Source organism: Amycolatopsis sp. cmx-11-32 (genome assembly GCF_047608695.1).
Taxonomy (GTDB): domain Bacteria; phylum Actinomycetota; class Actinomycetes; order Mycobacteriales; family Pseudonocardiaceae; genus Amycolatopsis.
Window position 1 is genome coordinate 280,330 of record NZ_JADNQN010000004.1, and the last position, 14,010, is coordinate 294,339.

14 protein-coding genes and 1 pseudogene are annotated in these 14,010 nt (G+C 69.8%); 6 read left to right on the plus strand and 9 right to left on the minus strand.

Annotated elements, in window-relative coordinates:
* Positions 1–40: 40 nt before the first annotated feature.
* Positions 41–1,480 carry a GuaB1 family IMP dehydrogenase-related protein gene (locus ACM6LR_RS13800; protein WP_414943915.1) on the minus strand — a complete coding sequence of 480 codons (1,440 nt, stop codon included), beginning with the start codon at positions 1,478–1,480 and terminating at the stop codon, positions 41–43.
* Between the two features lie 35 nt (positions 1,481–1,515).
* Here ACM6LR_RS13800 and ACM6LR_RS13805 point away from each other — a divergent pair, with 35 nt between their 5' ends.
* Positions 1,516–1,992 carry a DUF309 domain-containing protein gene (locus ACM6LR_RS13805; protein ID WP_414939894.1) on the plus strand — a complete coding sequence of 159 codons (477 nt, stop codon included), beginning with the start codon at positions 1,516–1,518 and terminating at the stop codon, positions 1,990–1,992.
* Here ACM6LR_RS13805 and ACM6LR_RS13810 read toward each other — a convergent pair.
* Positions 1,972–2,382 (minus strand): winged helix-turn-helix transcriptional regulator, encoded by a 411-nt coding sequence (locus tag ACM6LR_RS13810; protein ID WP_414939895.1) that lies wholly within the window; start codon positions 2,380–2,382, stop codon positions 1,972–1,974. The genes ACM6LR_RS13805 and ACM6LR_RS13810 overlap by 21 nt on opposite strands.
* On the opposite strand from ACM6LR_RS13810, the gene ACM6LR_RS13815 reads away from it, so the two are divergent.
* On the plus strand, positions 2,374–2,748 hold the full coding sequence (locus ACM6LR_RS13815; RefSeq protein ID WP_414939896.1) for a YybH family protein: 375 nt from the start codon (positions 2,374–2,376) through the stop codon (positions 2,746–2,748). The two genes, ACM6LR_RS13810 and ACM6LR_RS13815, sit on opposite strands and share 9 nt — an antisense overlap.
* 73 nt (positions 2,749–2,821) lie before the next feature.
* The gene (locus tag ACM6LR_RS13820) at positions 2,822–4,051 is read left to right on the plus strand and encodes an NADH:flavin oxidoreductase/NADH oxidase family protein (RefSeq protein ID WP_414943916.1); all 1,230 of its coding nucleotides are present in this window, start codon (positions 2,822–2,824) and stop codon (positions 4,049–4,051) included.
* Here ACM6LR_RS13820 and ACM6LR_RS13825 read toward each other — a convergent pair.
* The 3 genes from ACM6LR_RS13825 to ACM6LR_RS13835 form a co-directional block, all read right to left on the minus strand.
* Positions 3,995–4,750 carry a Pr6Pr family membrane protein gene (locus tag ACM6LR_RS13825; RefSeq protein ID WP_414943917.1) on the minus strand — a complete coding sequence of 252 codons (756 nt, stop codon included), beginning with the start codon at positions 4,748–4,750 and terminating at the stop codon, positions 3,995–3,997. The two genes, ACM6LR_RS13820 and ACM6LR_RS13825, sit on opposite strands and share 57 nt — an antisense overlap.
* 146 nt (positions 4,751–4,896) lie before the next feature.
* A complete protein-coding gene (locus ACM6LR_RS13830; RefSeq protein ID WP_414939544.1) occupies positions 4,897–6,408 on the minus strand; it encodes an ATP-dependent DNA ligase in 1,512 nt (503 codons plus the stop codon).
* A gap of 288 nt (positions 6,409–6,696) precedes the next feature.
* Complete coding sequence (locus tag ACM6LR_RS13835) at positions 6,697–7,539, minus strand: helix-turn-helix transcriptional regulator (protein WP_414943918.1); 843 nt, start codon at positions 7,537–7,539, stop codon at positions 6,697–6,699.
* Between the two features lie 125 nt (positions 7,540–7,664).
* Between ACM6LR_RS13835 and ACM6LR_RS13840 the strand changes: the two are divergent.
* Positions 7,665–8,495, plus strand: a pseudogene (locus tag ACM6LR_RS13840) (DMT family transporter); the annotation flags it as partial.
* Here ACM6LR_RS13840 and ACM6LR_RS13845 read toward each other — a convergent pair.
* Positions 8,490–8,948, minus strand: a complete 459-nt coding sequence (locus ACM6LR_RS13845; RefSeq protein ID WP_414939542.1) for an SRPBCC family protein — start codon at positions 8,946–8,948, stop codon at positions 8,490–8,492. The pseudogene ACM6LR_RS13840 and the gene ACM6LR_RS13845 overlap by 6 nt on opposite strands.
* A gap of 44 nt (positions 8,949–8,992) precedes the next feature.
* On the opposite strand from ACM6LR_RS13845, the gene ACM6LR_RS13850 reads away from it, so the two are divergent.
* Positions 8,993–9,574 carry a TetR/AcrR family transcriptional regulator gene (locus ACM6LR_RS13850; RefSeq protein ID WP_414943919.1) on the plus strand — a complete coding sequence of 194 codons (582 nt, stop codon included), beginning with the start codon at positions 8,993–8,995 and terminating at the stop codon, positions 9,572–9,574.
* Here ACM6LR_RS13850 and ACM6LR_RS13855 read toward each other — a convergent pair.
* Complete coding sequence (locus ACM6LR_RS13855; protein WP_414943920.1) at positions 9,571–10,968, minus strand: class II fumarate hydratase; 1,398 nt, start codon at positions 10,966–10,968, stop codon at positions 9,571–9,573. The genes ACM6LR_RS13850 and ACM6LR_RS13855 overlap by 4 nt on opposite strands.
* Before the next feature lie 113 nt (positions 10,969–11,081).
* On the opposite strand from ACM6LR_RS13855, the gene ACM6LR_RS13860 reads away from it, so the two are divergent.
* On the plus strand, positions 11,082–12,071 hold the full coding sequence (locus ACM6LR_RS13860; RefSeq protein ID WP_414943921.1) for an NAD(P)/FAD-dependent oxidoreductase: 990 nt from the start codon (positions 11,082–11,084) through the stop codon (positions 12,069–12,071).
* Between the two features lie 16 nt (positions 12,072–12,087).
* On the opposite strand, the gene ACM6LR_RS13865 is transcribed toward ACM6LR_RS13860, so the two are convergent.
* A complete protein-coding gene (locus tag ACM6LR_RS13865) occupies positions 12,088–12,867 on the minus strand; it encodes a S1 family peptidase (RefSeq protein WP_414939538.1) in 780 nt (259 codons plus the stop codon).
* Positions 12,868–12,876: 9 nt separating this feature from the next.
* Positions 12,877–13,947: a class II fructose-bisphosphatase gene (gene glpX / locus ACM6LR_RS13870; protein WP_414939537.1), complete on the minus strand. Its 1,071-nt coding sequence runs from the start codon at positions 13,945–13,947 to the stop codon at positions 12,877–12,879.
* Positions 13,948–14,010 lie beyond the last annotated feature (63 nt).

Consider the following 14,010-nt stretch of genomic DNA (forward strand, 5'->3'; position numbering starts at 1 on the left):
CCTTTAGGACAGTCCTGGCGGGACTCCCCGGGCCTTCGGATCACCAGCCCGCCGGCAGTGGGCGCCCTTCCGCGAATCCGGCGGCCGACTGGATGCCGAGCAGCGCGCGCTCGTGGAACTCCTCCAGCGTCCGCGCGCCCGCGTACGTGCAGGCGGAGCGGACACCGGAGCCGATGGAGTCGAGCAGGTCCTCGACACCGGGGCGAGCCGGGTCCAGCGCCATCCGCGACGCCGAGATGCCCTCTTCGAACAGGCCCTTCTTGGCGCGTTCGAAGACGTTGTCCGTGCGCGTGCGGGCGCCGACGGCGCGCTTCGACGCCATGCCGAACGACTCCTTGTACGGCTTGCCCTGCTCGTCGTAGCGCAGGTCGCCGGGGGATTCGTGCGTACCCGCGAACCATGAGCCGACCATCGCCGAAGACGCGCCGGCGGCCAGTGCGAGCGCGACGTCACGCGGGTGCCGCACACCGCCGTCCGCCCAGACGTGCTTGCCCAGTTCACGGGCCGCGGCCGCGCATTCGGCGACGGCGGAGAACTGCGGGCGGCCGACGCCGGTCATCATCCGCGTGGTGCACATGGCGCCGGGGCCGACACCGACCTTGACGACGTCCGCGCCCGCGTGGATCAGGTCGCGTGTGCCCTCCGCGGTGACCACGTTCCCGGCGACCACCGGGACCCGCGGGTTCACCGACCGGACGGCCTTGAGTGCGGAGATCATCTTCTCCTGGTGACCGTGCGCGGTGTCGACGACCAGCACGTCGACACCCGCCGCCAGAACGGCCTCGGCCTTCGCCGCGACGTGGCCGTTCACGCCGATCGCGGCGGCGACGCGCAGGCTGCCACCGTCGTCGACGGCGGGGGTGTAGATCTCCGCGCGCAGCGCCGCGGTCTCGGTCAGGACGCCGGCGAGCCTGCCGTTTTCGTCGATGCCGAGCGCGAGACCGCCACCGTGGGCGTGCAGGCGCTCGAACACCTCGCGCGGCGGGGTGTCCAACGGGACCGTGACGAGTGCGGGTTCCGCGACGTCGGCGAGCCGCGCGAAGCGGTCGACACCGGCGCAGGCCGCTTCGCCGACGATGCCGACGGGCCTGCCGTCTTCGTCCACCACGACGACGGCGCCGTGGGCACGCTTGCCGACCAGGTTCAGCGCGTCGGCGACCGCGTCACCGCCGGTCAGCACGAGCGGGGTGTCCCACACGGTGTGGCGGCTCTTCACCCAGGCGACGATGTCGGAGACCGCGGCCGTGTCGACATCCTGCGGCAGCACGACGAGCCCGCCGCGCCGGGCGACCGTCTCGGCCATCCGGCGGCCGGCGACGGCCGTCATATTGGCCACCACGATCGGGATCGTCGCGCCGGTGCCGTCCACGGTGGACAGGTCGACGTCGAAGCGGGACTCCACGTTCGAACGGTTCGGCAAGAGGAACACGTCGTCGTAGGTCAGGTCGTGAGCGGGCCGGTGCCCGTCGAGAAAGCGCACGAGTCCCCAGGATACCCGCGTGGAACAATGTCGGCATGACCGACCGGGATCGTGACGAAGCCGGACGAGCCCGCAACGCACGTCCTCGTGACGGTCTCGGCAGGCCGCTCCCGTACGGCGCCGACGGTGTCGAGCGGCAGCCCGAGGGCATCGAACGGGCCCCCGAGGACACCATCGCCGAGGCTCAGCGACTGCTCGACGCGGGTCGCCCGTTCCACGCGCACGAGGTGTTCGAGGACGCGTGGAAAACCACCGACGGGGCGGAGCGGGAGCTGTGGCGCGCTCTCGCGCAACTCGCCGTCGGTCTGACTCATGTGGCCAGGGGAAACGGGAGCGGCGCGGTCTCGCTGCTGGAGCGTGGCGCGGACAACATCGAGCCGTTCCGCGAGAACAGGCCGCACGGGATCGACATCCCGGGGCTGCAGGAGTGGGCGCGGGCGATGGCCGAAGAAGTGAAGGTGCGGATCCGCGTCGAGCCGGTTCCGCCTCGTCTACTGGGACAGGGCTTGTAGCGCCGAGCCGGAGCGGTACAGCTCGATCAGCAGCGGCCGCAGTGCCCGCCCCGCCGGGGTGAGCCGGTAGCTGGTCCGGCTCGGGAAGCCCGGCAGTTCCTCCCGGACGGCGAGGCGTCGCGAGGTCAGGTCGCCGAGGCGTTCTGTTAGCACCTTCGCGGACAGGTCGGGCAACGCGGCGCGAAGGTCGCTGAAGGACCGGGCGCCGCTCATCAGCTCCCGGAGGACCAACGTCGTCCAGCGGCCCGAGATCGCGGCGAGCGCGACCTCGACGGGGCAGTCCGGTTCCGGTCGCCGGGTGCGGCCCCGGGCGTCGGGGACGAGTTCGCCGTCGAAGGTTTCCGTTTGGTGACCTGCTTCGCGGTCGGTTTCGCTGTCCGCATGACGCATTCCGCCAGTGTGCCCTTGACCGCCGATCCCGCCGAGCATCCCTTCGTCTTCCAGGCCGCCTTCAACACCGGATCCGCCGAAATCCTCGACACGATCTACGAACCGGGCGCCGTGTTCGTCCGTCGTGACGGCGTGCAGGTGACCGGTGCGGAACGCCGGGCCGCGAACGGCATGATCCTCGCGCTCGGGCAGCCCGTCACCGTCACGCCGCGGCAGGTGCGCGTGGCCGGTGACCTGGCGTTGTTGATCGTCGACTGGGTGATCGAGGGGCACCTCGCGGCGACGGCCACCGACGTCGCGCGCTGCGGCGAAGACGGGCTCTGGCGCTACGTGATCGACAACCCTTTCGGTCTCGGCGCACCTTGAGTACTCGACATACCGCGAGTATGTTACTTCGAGTAAGAATACTGATCGGTAGGTAACCAGCGGAGGAAGCGCGATGAGCGAGCCCAAGGAACTGCTGGCCGAACCGCTGAAACTGCGGTGCGGCGCGCTCCTGCCGAACCGGCTGGCCAAGGCCGCGTTGAGCGAGCAGCTCGGCGACCGCCGGAACCGGCCGACCGCCGAACTGGCCGAGCTGTACCGGACGTGGTCGCGAGGTGGTGCCGGGACGCTGATCACCGGCAACGTCATGGTCGATCCCACCGCGCTCGGCGAACCTCGCAACGTCGCCGTGCCCCGGCAGCCGGACGCGACCGAGTTCAAGCCGTGGGCCCGGTCGGCAGACGGGACCGAGACCCGGTTGTGGGTCCAGCTCAACCACCCGGGGCGCCAGAGCCCGCGGTTTTTGTCCCGGCAGCCGGTCGCGCCGTCTGCGGTGCCGTTCGGCGACCGCGGTATCCGCTCGGTGTTCGCGACGCCGCGAGCGCTCACCGGCGACGAGATCGAAGCGATCATCGACCGGTTCGGAGTGGCCGCGCGCGCCGTCGTCGACGCCGGGTTCGCCGGTGTCCAGATCCACGGCGCGCACGGCTATCTCGTGTCGCAGTTCCTTTCGCCGCTCACCAACCGGCGCACCGACGGCTGGGGCGGTGACGCCCCGCGAAGGCGCCGGTTCCTGCTGGAAGTGGTCGCCCGCGTACGCGGCGAGGTCGGAGACGCCGTGCCGATCGCGGTCAAGCTCAACAGCGCGGACTTCCAGCGCGGCGGCTTCAGCGAGGAGGAATCGCTCGAAGTCGTCCGTGAGCTGGGGGAAGCGGGTATCGACCTGCTGGAGGTCTCCGGCGGCACCTACGAAAAGGCCGCCATGATGGGCTCCGGTAAGGCGAGCACGGTCAGCCGTGAGGCCTACTTCCTCGACTACGCCGCGAAAGCGCGGCAGGTCACCGATGTCGCGCTGATGGTCACCGGTAACTTCACCAGCCCGGAGGGGATGGCGGACGCGCTGCGTTCCGGCGCGCTGGACGTCATCGGTCTCGGCAGGCCGCTGATCGTCGATCCGGCGCTGCCCGGACGACTGCTTCGCGGCGAGGACGTGCGAGCCGAGCGCAAAGCGCCGAAGACGGGCATTCGACTGGCGGACAGCCTGCTCGAGATCCAGTGGCACACCCAGCAGATGCACCGGGTGGCCGCCGGGAAACCGGTGGACCGCCGGCTCGGCGCGATGCGGACGCTAGTACGCGCCGGCGTCGCGGATCCGTTCAACGCCTTCCGCCGCGTCCGGGGCTGATCCATCCACGCCCCCGCCGCCACCCTCAACGGAGGAGCTCTGCTCCCAAGCCAAACTCTCGTCCTGCTCATCGCGCCTGGCGAAGGTGCGATCGAAACCGACCGCGGCCGCCGCGAGCCCGATGAACAGCACGCCGATCAGCACGCAGTTGAAGGCGACTCCGCCGTAGCCGTTGATGCCAGGGTCGACGAACGGGTACGGGTAGAACCCGACGAGCGCGCCGCGCACCAGCGTGACCGCGAGCCAGCCCAGCGGGTACAGCAGCGACCAGGACAGGACCCGCCACGACAACTGGCCGCGCGGCCCGAACAGCAGCCAGCCCGCGACGCACATCAGCGGCGACACCTTGTGCAGCATCGTGTCGGCGAACACGGCCCAGCCGTGGAGTTCGTAGAGGTCGGCGAGCGCGACCTGGAAGACGACGCCGGTCACGGTGATGCCGACGAGGCCGGTCAGCCGCAGGACGCCGAAGAGGGGCGACCGGCCCGCGACGCCGAGCGCGAGCAGCAGGCAGCCGATGCCGACCAGGATGTTCGAGTCGATGGTGAAGAAGGCCAGCAGGTTGGCCACCCGTCCGGCCGGGGTCTGGAAGGTGCCACCCGTGGTGCCCGCCGAGACCGGGATCTGCGCGGCGAGACCGGCGATCACCACCAGCGCCGTCGCCCCGAACCAGGCACGCGCGATCTTGGAAGCCTGCATTCCGCCTACTTTATGGGTGACCGGCCGGGAACGTCCCGTCACCACCGCAAGCCGCCACTCGATCGGGGGCGTCTCCCCGCCGCGTTCCGTCCTCTAGTTGCGGTAGTTGGCAGCGCGAACTACCGCAACTAGAGGACTAATTGCGGTCAGGGCTTGAGGAGGCCTCGCACGGTGTCGATGGTGTCGGCATCGGCGGCCTCCTTGTCTGGCCGGTAGCGCACGACCCGGGCGAAGCGCAGCGCCAGGCCACCCGGATACCGCGTGCTCACCTGAGCTCCGTCGAGTTCGATTTCGACGACGATCTCCGGCCGGACGTGCACCGCCCAGTCCGTGCGGTGGGTCTCGATCTCCTGGAACGTCTTCGTCTGCCAGGCCAGCAATGCGTCGGTCATGCCCTTGAACGTCTTGCCGACCATGATCGGCGGTCCGCCCTCGGGGTCGCGCGCGCCGAGATGCAGGTTCGACAGCGTGCCGGTGCGCCTGCCGTGTCCCCATTCCGCGGCGAGCACGACGAGGTCGATCGTGTGCACCGGTTTCACCTTGAGCCACGCGCGCCCGCGGCGGCCCGCCGCGTACGGCGACGCGAGATCCTTGACCATCACGCCTTCGTGCCCGGCGGCCATCGCCGCTTCCAGCACTCCCTCGGCCGACACGGGTGCGACCTCACCCGGGATGACGTGCTCGACGGCGACCTCGTGCAAGGCGGCGTTCCGTTCGGACAGGGGCGCGTCCAGCAGATCGACGCCGTCCAGATGCAGGCAGTCGAAGAAGTACGGCCGCAACAGCAGGGCCTTGACCTGCTCCTCACGGGTGCTGCCGAACCGGCTCATCGTCTCCTGGAACGGCCTCGGCCTGCCGTCGTCGGTCAGCGCCAGCGTTTCACCGTCGAGCACCACCGAGGTGCACGGCAGTGAGCGCACGAGTTCCACCAGTTCGCCGACGCTGCCGGTGATCTCCCGCAGTGTCCGCGTGTAGACGTGCACCTCGTCGCCGTCGCGGTGGACCTGGATCCGCGCTCCGTCCATCTTGTACTCGACCAGTGCCCCGGCGTGCTCGGTGATCGCCTCCTCCAGCGATTCCGCCGGGGAGGCCAGCATCGGCCGGATCGGCCTGCCCAGCGCCAGTTTGAACTCCGCGAGCCGTTCCCGGCCGCCGGTCATCGCCGCCAGACCCGTCACCGGCAGCTGCCCGGACAGCATGAACGCCCGCCGGACGTCCTCGGCCGGGATCTCGGACGCCGCCGCGATGGCGTCCACCATGATCCCTTCGAGCGCGCCTTGCCGCAGCTCGCCGGTGAGCAGCCGGAACAGGAACTCCTGCTCGGCCTTGGTCATCTTGGTCAACAGTGCCCGCAACGTCTCCGCGCGCAGCTTCACCGATCCCGAACCGGACGCCGCCCCCACCGTGCCGAGTGCCGTGTCGACCTCGGCCACGGACAACGACGGCTCGGCGGCCGGAGCCGCGTTCAGTTCGGCCAGCGTCCGCCAGCCGGTGCCGATACGGCCCTGCGTCGGCTGCCCGGTGAGGAACGCGACCACCGCCGGAAGCTCCAGCTCCCCGGCGGCGCGCAGCAGTGCGGCCAGGGTGGCGATCTTCGCCTTCCTGGACCTCGTGGCGGCCAGTTCGGCCGACGCGGTCACCACCGCGGTGAGCAACATGGGTCCATCATGACCCCGGGCACCGACAATTTCGCGTCGAAGCGGAGCCGGGTGGCTGACGGCGTTGGTCACCTGCGTGAGTACATGAAGGCCCCTTCCTTGCGCCTAGCGCAAGGTCCAGGCAAAGTCGTGGTCTCGCAGGTCAGGCGGCTCTTCGTCGCTGCCCACACCGGTTGCGGAGCTTGATCGACAGAGCTTCGGCCCCTGCAGGCACCAGCGATGCCAAGCCGGGGGCCTTCATGTACTTGGGGAAAGGAAGGCTGGGACCGGAGGTGCTGTTCCGGGCCCTCAGGCGTGCGCGGGATCCGCCACCCAGCTGGCGAGCAGGCCGAGCGCGCGTTCACTGTCGGAGCCGGGCTCGGGGGTGTAGATCACCAGCGCCTGATCCGGGTCGTCGGGCAGCCGCAGCGTCTCGTAGCGCAACCGGAGTTCGCCCACGACCGGGTTGATCATCACCTTCCACGCGTGCGCCTTCTCGCGCACGGTGTGCTTCGCCCACAGCTTCCGGAACTCCTCGCTGCCGAGCGAGAGTTCGCCGACCAGCCGCGCGAGATACGGGTCGTCCGGGTACTTCCCGCTCTCGGCGCGCAGGTTCGCGACGACCTCCTTCGCGACCGTCTCCCACTCGGGGTGCAACTCGCGGGCGTGCTCGTCGAGGAAGAACATCTTCGGGATGTTGCGCTCGCCGGGTGCGCAGGCGGCGAAGTCGAAGGACAGCGCGGAGCCGAGCGGATTCCAGGCCAGCACGTCCAGGTAGCGGCCGAAGACGAACGCCGGGGAGTGGATGGCGTTCAGCATCGTCCGCAGCTCCGGCCGGACCCGTCGCGCCCGAGGCCGTGCGACGCGTTTGCGTTTCGGCGCGGCCAGGTTCCGCAGGTAGGTCTCCTCGTCACGGTGCAACCGCAGCGCCCGGCTCAGCGAATCGAGGATGGAGTCGGACACGTTGCGTGCCCGGCCCTGTTCGAGCCGCGTGTAGTAGTCGACGCTGATCCCGGCCAGCTGCGCCAGCTCCTCGCGTCGCAGCCCGGCGACCCGGCGCTGGTTGAACCCCGTCGGCAGGCCGAGGTCGGCGGGATCCAGCGCGGCCCTGCGTGCCTTGAGGAAGTCGCCCAGTTCGGCCGTGTCGCCCATGTCGACAAGTATCCCGATGATCCCGCCCGCGTGCCTGGTCCTGCCAGACCCAGGTACTTGTGGTCCTGTTCATCTATCGCGATCTGGCCCTGTGCCGAAGGCCAAAAGGTCGACATCGTGGAGCCATGGACAGCGAACGAAGAAGTGTGGCGATCGGCGTACTGGGGGTGCTGATCGTCGGCGCGTCCGTGCCGGTGACGGGAATGCTCGACGGCTACCCGGTGCTCACCGGCCAGGCGCTGCGCTACGCGCTGGCGGGAGTGCTCCTGCTGGCGTGGGCGCGCCTGGGTCGACGTCCGTTGCCGCTGCCCGGCCCGCGCGACGTGCCGTCGCTGATCGCGCTCGCCGCGACCGGGATGATCGGGTTCCAGGCGTGCCTGCTGTTCGCGCAGCGCTACGCCGAACCCGGTCTGGTCGCCGCGTTCCTCGGCGGCACGCCGCTCGTGCTCGCGCTCGCCGGCCCCCTGACGAAGGGGAAACGGCCTTCGCGGGCGCCGGTGGCCGGGGCGGTGCTCGCCGGACTCGGGATCGCGGTGCTGTCCGGCGGCGGTGCGGCGCGCTGGCAGGGGCTGGTGCTCGCGGCGTTGGCGATGGTGTGCGAAGCGCTGTTCACACTGCTCGCCGTCGGCGTGCTCGACAGGCTCGGGCCGCTGGCGACCGCGACCTGGAGTTGTTGTGCCGCGGGCGCCGGCGGCGCGGTGGTCGGCACCATCGCCGACCCGTCCGGAGCCTGGGCGTGGCCGGACGGGCGTGAACTGATCGCGCTCGGCTACTTGACGGTCGTCGTCACGGCCATCGCGTTTCTTCTTTGGTACTCGGCGGTTTCGGCGCTGGGCGCGGACCGGGCCGGGGTGCTGGTCGGGCTCATGCCGGTCTCCGGGCTCGCCGTCTCGCTCCTGCTGGGAATGCAGGATTTCCGGTTCCCCCAGCTGATCGGCGTCGCCCTGGTGTCATCGGGCGTCGTGATCGGCTTGCGCCGCCGCGAGTTCGGTGAGCCGCGCGCACTTGACGCCGAAGTGCTTCACGACGTCGCCGCCGATGATCGCGACCATGACCGTGCGCAGCGGTCCGGCGAAGGTGACCTCCTGGACGAACTCGGTCCCGCCGTCGACCGCGGACAGTCCCAGCACGAGATCCATGGCGCCGAAGGGAATCGGCTGGCGAAGGGCGATCTCGCGGTCCTGGACCAAGGACGTGATGGTGAACGGCTCGGCGACCCGTGAGTGCACACGGCCACGGAATCCGTTCGGTACGAGGAAACCGGTCGATCCCACTTCGGCGGGGCCGTGCAGGTCGACGCGATCGAGGTCCGGATCCCAGCCGGGCCACCGGGTGAAGTCGGCCAGCGCCGCCCAGAGCGCGGACGGCCGGACGGGCAGGATTTCGCGCGAGGTTCTGGTCCAGGCCATACCCCGACAATATACGGAACTGTCAGTCTCGTAAACTGGTTCGCATGACACGAGGCAGGCCGAGGGAAGCGGGAATCGACGACGCGGTCCGCGAGGCCGTGCGGACGCTGCTGACCGAAACCGGTTACCAGCGCTGCACGATCGACGCGGTCGCGACGCGGGCGGGGGTCGGCAAGGCCGCGGTGTACCGGCGGTGGCGGTCGAAGGCGGAACTCGTGTTCGCCGCCGTGATCCACTCGGAGGATCTCGAGCCGCCGGAGGACACCGGTTCGCTGCGGGGGGACGTGGCGGCGGTCCTCGAAGTGATCGAGTCCTTTTTGGACGGTGCCGAACTGCGGCAGGCGCTGCCGTCACTGCTCGCCGACGTCCGGGCGGATCCGGTGCTGGAGGCGCGGTTCGGCGAGGTGTTCCTCGGGCGTGAGCGCGATTATCTGGTCCTGATGCTGGATCGGGGCGTCGCGAGAGGGGAACTCTCGCGACGCCCCGATCCGGCGCTCGTGCACGCGATGCTGCTCGGTCCGGTGCTGACGTGGCTACACCTGTTCACCGAGCCGCAGCCTTCGGGCGGGTTGGCGGCTTCGCTCGTCTCACCGCTCCACGCGGCTGTGGTCGCTCTCGGTGCTTAGCGGCCTCCGTGCGCCATCCGGAGCACGTCGAGCGCTTCGTCCAGCTGGGCCTCGGTGAGCTTGCCGTTCGCGACGTGACCGCGTTCGATCACGACTTCCCGGATCGTCTTCACCTCCTTGAGGGCCTGCTTCGCGACGGCGGCGGCCTCCTCGTAACCGATGTACTTGTTGAGCGGAGTCACGATCGACGGCGAACCCTCGGCGTACTCCCGCGCGCGGTCGGTGTTCACCGTCATGCCCGCGAAAACCTTGTCCGCCAGCAGCCGAGAGACCGCCGCGAGCAGCCGTGCCGATTCGAGCACGTTGCGCGCGATCACCGGCAGGTTCACGTTGAGCTGGAAGTTGCCGGCCGCGCCGGCGAAAGCGACCGCCGCGTCGTTCCCGATCACCTGCGCGACCACCTGCAGCGTCGCCTCCGGGATCACCGGGTTCACCTTGCCCGGCATGATCGACGAACCCGGCTGCAGATCCGGCAGCGCCAGTTCGGCGAGCCCGGCGCGCGGCCCGGAACCCAGCCAGCGCAGGTCGTTCGCGATCTTGTTGAGCGATACGGCGACCGTGCGCAGATGACCGGAAGTCTCGACGACGCTGTCCTGCGTCGCCTGCGCCTCGAAGTGGTCGCGCGCCTCGGTCAGCGGAAGGCCGGTCACCGAAGCCAGTTCCTGCGAAACGGCCGAGCCGAAGCTCTCGGGCGCGTTCAGCCCGGAACCGACGGCGGTACCGCCGATCGGCAGTTCGCCGAGCCGCGGCAGGCCGGATTTCAGCCGCTCGACACCGAACCGGACCTGCGACGCCCAGGCGCCCGCCTCCTGACCGAAGGTGATCGGCACGGCGTCCATCAGATGCGTGCGGCCGGACTTCACGATGTCCGACCACTCCGTCGCCCGCTTCGTGATCGCGGCGGCCAGATATTCCAGGGCGGGGATCACGTCGGAGAGCACTGCTTCCGTCGCGGCGATGTGGATCGTCGTCGGGAAGGTGTCGTTCGAGGACTGCGAGGCGTTGACGTGGTCGTTCGGGTGCACGTCGCGGCCCAGTGCCTTCGACGCGAGCGTCGCGATGACCTCGTTGGCGTTCATGTTCGACGAGGTCCCGGAACCGGTCTGGAACACGTCGATCGGGAAATGCGCGTCGTGCTTGCCATCGGCGACCTCGTCGGCGGCCTTCGCGATGGCATCGGCGACCTCGGCGTCCAGCACGCCGAGTTCCGCGTTGACCCGCGCGGCGGCGGCCTTCAGCAAGCCGAGCGCTCGGATCTGGGCGCGCTCCAGGCCCCGGCCGGAGATCGGGAAGTTCTCGACGGCGCGCTGCGTCTGCGCGCGGTAGAGGGCGTCGACGGGGACGCGCACCTCGCCCATGGTGTCGTGTTCGATCCGGTATTCCTGTTCAGCCATACCTCAAGTTTCGCGCAGTGACCGCTGGTGCGCTCGGTGTCTTTCGGCACGCGAGGGCTAGGATCGAATGTGTTCTCGATCACGCCGCCCACCACCGGCCGGGAGAGTGCCGAATGAGCGAGTCCGCTGGGGAAACGTCGTACGACCTCGTCATCATCGGGGCAGGTCCGACGGGTCTTTTCGCCGCCTATTACGCGGGATTCCGCGGCCTTTCGATGGCCGTCGTGGATTCACTGCCGGAGGCGGGCGGTCAGGTCACCGCGATGTACCCCGAAAAGATGATCTACGACGTCGGCGGGTTCGCCGAGATCCGGGGCCGGGATCTGGTGCGGGGCCTGCTCGACCAGGCGGCGCCGTGGAAGCCCGCGTATCTGCTCGGGCGCAAGGCCGAGAAGCTCGAAAGCGTCGAGGACGGCGTCACCGTCACGCTCGACGGCGGGCAGGTCCTGCGCGCCGGGGCGGTGCTGATCACCGCCGGGATCGGTGAATTCACCCCGCGTCCGCTGCCGGCCGGGGCCGGCTGGCTCGGCCGCGGCATGGTCCACTTCGTGCCCGCTCTGCAGGCACACGCCGGCCAGCACGTGGTCGTCGTCGGTGGCGGGGACTCGGCGTTCGACTGGGTGCTCGCCCTGCACCCGGTCGCCGCGAGCGTCACCCTCGTGCACCGGCGCGCGAAGTTCCGCGCGGCCGAGTCGATCGTGCGGCAGGTGCGGGAACTCGGCGTGCGGATCGTCACCGACGCCGAGGTCACCAGGTTCTTCGACCGCGACGGTGCGCTGGCGGAGGTCGAGATCCAGGTCAAAGGCGAGGCGGCGGAAGTGCTGCCCGCCGATTCGGTGGTCGCCGCGCTCGGTTTCACCGCGGATCTCGGGCCGATCGAAAGCTGGGGACTGCAGATCGACCACCGCGCGATCGCCGTCGACTCGACCATGGCGACCCCGCGCGAGCGGGTCTACGCGGCGGGCGACGTCACGGCGTATCCGGGGAAGGTGAAGCTGATCGCGACCGGGTTCGGGGAAGCGGCGACGGCGGTCAACAACATCGCGGTCATGCTGAACCCGGACGCGCATCTGTTCCCTGGTCACTCCAGCAACGCTGAGTAGCGAGTGTTAGGAACTTTTAAGCGGGCGGAGCGGGCGCGGGCGGAGCGGTCTTCTCCGCGATCCACTGCGCGTAAGCCACCACCGAAGTCGCGATCGACGGCGACGTCGCGCACACCGGGTCCGCGTTACCCGGACGGCTGATCGCGCCCAGCAGCACCCACTTGTCGTCCACCTTGGCGACTTCGGGACCGCCGGAATCGCCGTAGCACGAACCCGAATTCCCGCCCGGATTGTCGGTGCACAACTCGACGGCGCCGTCGAACTTCGCCGTGCAACGCACGCCTTCGACGATCTTCGTGTCCAGTTGCCGCAGCTTCGCCGGACCCTTGCCGCAGCCCGAACTCGGGCACGTCTGGCCCCAGCCGAGCAGCCGCGTCGGCGTTCCCGGCGCCACGACGGCCCCGATCGGGACCGGCGCCGCTGTCACCGGCGCGGCCAGCCGCACCAGCGCGAGATCGCCGCCCGCGTGTTCGGGATCGGGGTTGTAGGACGGATTCACGACGATTTCGGCGAGTTTCGCGATCTCGCCGCCTTGGGTGTTGTCGTTGCTGCCGATCCGCGCGCTCAGGTTCGCCGGGTTCTTGCCCTCGACGCAGTGCCCCGCCGTCACCAGCCAGTCCGCCGCGATCAGCGCGCCGGCGCAGAAACCCTTACCGGAGGCCGAATGCAGTGACGCGATGAACGGATACGGCTCGTCGGCCTCTCTGCCACCGATGAGGTCGCCCGCGCCCGTGGCCTGTCCGGCCGGCGTGAAGACCATCGCCGCGAACAGGACCACCAGCACGCGCTTGAGCACGGATTCTCCTTAGGGGAGCGGGGGAACGACGTCGTCTTCCAGTGAATCGTCGAGGTGGCCGTCGAAGTTGACGGACGAGTACGAGCGAAGCTTGGTCAGCCGGTGGTAGCCGTCGATCATCCGGACCGTGCCGGACTTCGAGCGCATCACGATCGACTGGGTGGTCGCGCCGCCAGCGCGGTAGTGCACGCCGCGCAGCAGGTCGCCGTCGGTGACGCCGGTGGCGCAGAAGAACACGTTGTCGCCGCGGACGAGGTCGTCGTTGCCGAGCACACGGTCGAGGTCGTGGCCCGCCGCCAAGGCTTTCTCGCGCTCCGCGTCGTCCTTCGGCCACAGGCGGCCCTGGAGTTCACCGCCGAGGCACTTCATCGCGCAGGCGGCGATGATGCCTTCGGGGGTGCCGCCGATGCCGAGCAGCATGTCGACGCCGGTGCTCGGGCGGGCCGCGGCGATCGCGCCCGCGACGTCGCCGTCGGAGATGAAGCGGATCCGGGCGCCCGCCTCGCGGACCTCCTTGATCAGCTGTTCGTGGCGCGGCCGGTCGAGGATGCACACGGTGACGTCGGAAACGCTGGAGTTCTTGGCCTTCGCGACCCGGCGGATGTTCTCCGCGACCGGCGCGGCGAGGTCGACCTTGCCGGCGGCGTCCGGGCCGACGGCGAGCTTCTCCATGTAGAACACCGCGGACGGGTCGAACATCGCGCCGCGTTCCGCGACCGCGAGCACGGCCAGCGCGTTCGGCATGCCCTTGGCCATCAGGGTCGTCCCGTCGACCGGGTCGACCGCGACGTCGCAGTCCGGCCCGTCGCCGTTGCCGACCTCTTCCCCGTTGAACAACATCGGGGCTTCGTCCTTCTCGCCCTCGCCGATGACGACCACACCGCGCATCGACACGGTCGAGACCAGCTGGCGCATCGCGTCCACGGCGGCGCCGTCTCCGCCGATCTTGTCCCCGCGCCCCACCCAGCGGCCCGCGGCCATCGCGGCGGCTTCGGTCACGCGGACCAGTTCCATCGCGAGGTTGCGATCGGGCGCTTCACGGTGTCGAGAAGAGCTGGCGGACGAGGTGGGGGTGGGCATGAGGCCTCCCGGATCAGGAACGCGGCGGGGTCCCAGTCTCTCAGATACCCACGATGGTTCGGT

Excerpts from the sequence above, each read along its gene's own strand:
- ACM6LR_RS13830 (WP_414939544.1), bottom strand. The coding sequence starts at position 6,408 with ATGTTGCTCACCGCGGTGGTGACCGCGTCGGCCGAACTGGCCGCCACG.
- ACM6LR_RS13835 (WP_414943918.1), bottom strand. The coding sequence starts at position 7,539 with ATGGGCGACACGGCCGAACTGGGCGACTTCCTCAAGGCACGCAGGGCC.
- ACM6LR_RS13850 (WP_414943919.1), top strand. The coding sequence starts at position 8,993 with ATGACACGAGGCAGGCCGAGGGAAGCGGGAATCGACGACGCGGTCCGC.
- ACM6LR_RS13805 (WP_414939894.1), top strand. The coding sequence starts at position 1,516 with ATGACCGACCGGGATCGTGACGAAGCCGGACGAGCCCGCAACGCACGT.
- ACM6LR_RS13845 (WP_414939542.1), bottom strand. The coding sequence starts at position 8,948 with ATGGCCTGGACCAGAACCTCGCGCGAAATCCTGCCCGTCCGGCCGTCC.
- glpX (WP_414939537.1), bottom strand. The coding sequence starts at position 13,947 with ATGCCCACCCCCACCTCGTCCGCCAGCTCTTCTCGACACCGTGAAGCG.
- ACM6LR_RS13815 (WP_414939896.1), top strand. The coding sequence starts at position 2,374 with ATGACGCATTCCGCCAGTGTGCCCTTGACCGCCGATCCCGCCGAGCAT.
- ACM6LR_RS13855 (WP_414943920.1), bottom strand. The coding sequence starts at position 10,968 with ATGGCTGAACAGGAATACCGGATCGAACACGACACCATGGGCGAGGTG.
- ACM6LR_RS13820 (WP_414943916.1), top strand. The coding sequence starts at position 2,822 with ATGAGCGAGCCCAAGGAACTGCTGGCCGAACCGCTGAAACTGCGGTGC.
- ACM6LR_RS13860 (WP_414943921.1), top strand. The coding sequence starts at position 11,082 with ATGAGCGAGTCCGCTGGGGAAACGTCGTACGACCTCGTCATCATCGGG.
- ACM6LR_RS13810 (WP_414939895.1), bottom strand. The coding sequence starts at position 2,382 with ATGCGTCATGCGGACAGCGAAACCGACCGCGAAGCAGGTCACCAAACG.
- ACM6LR_RS13825 (WP_414943917.1), bottom strand. The coding sequence starts at position 4,750 with ATGCAGGCTTCCAAGATCGCGCGTGCCTGGTTCGGGGCGACGGCGCTG.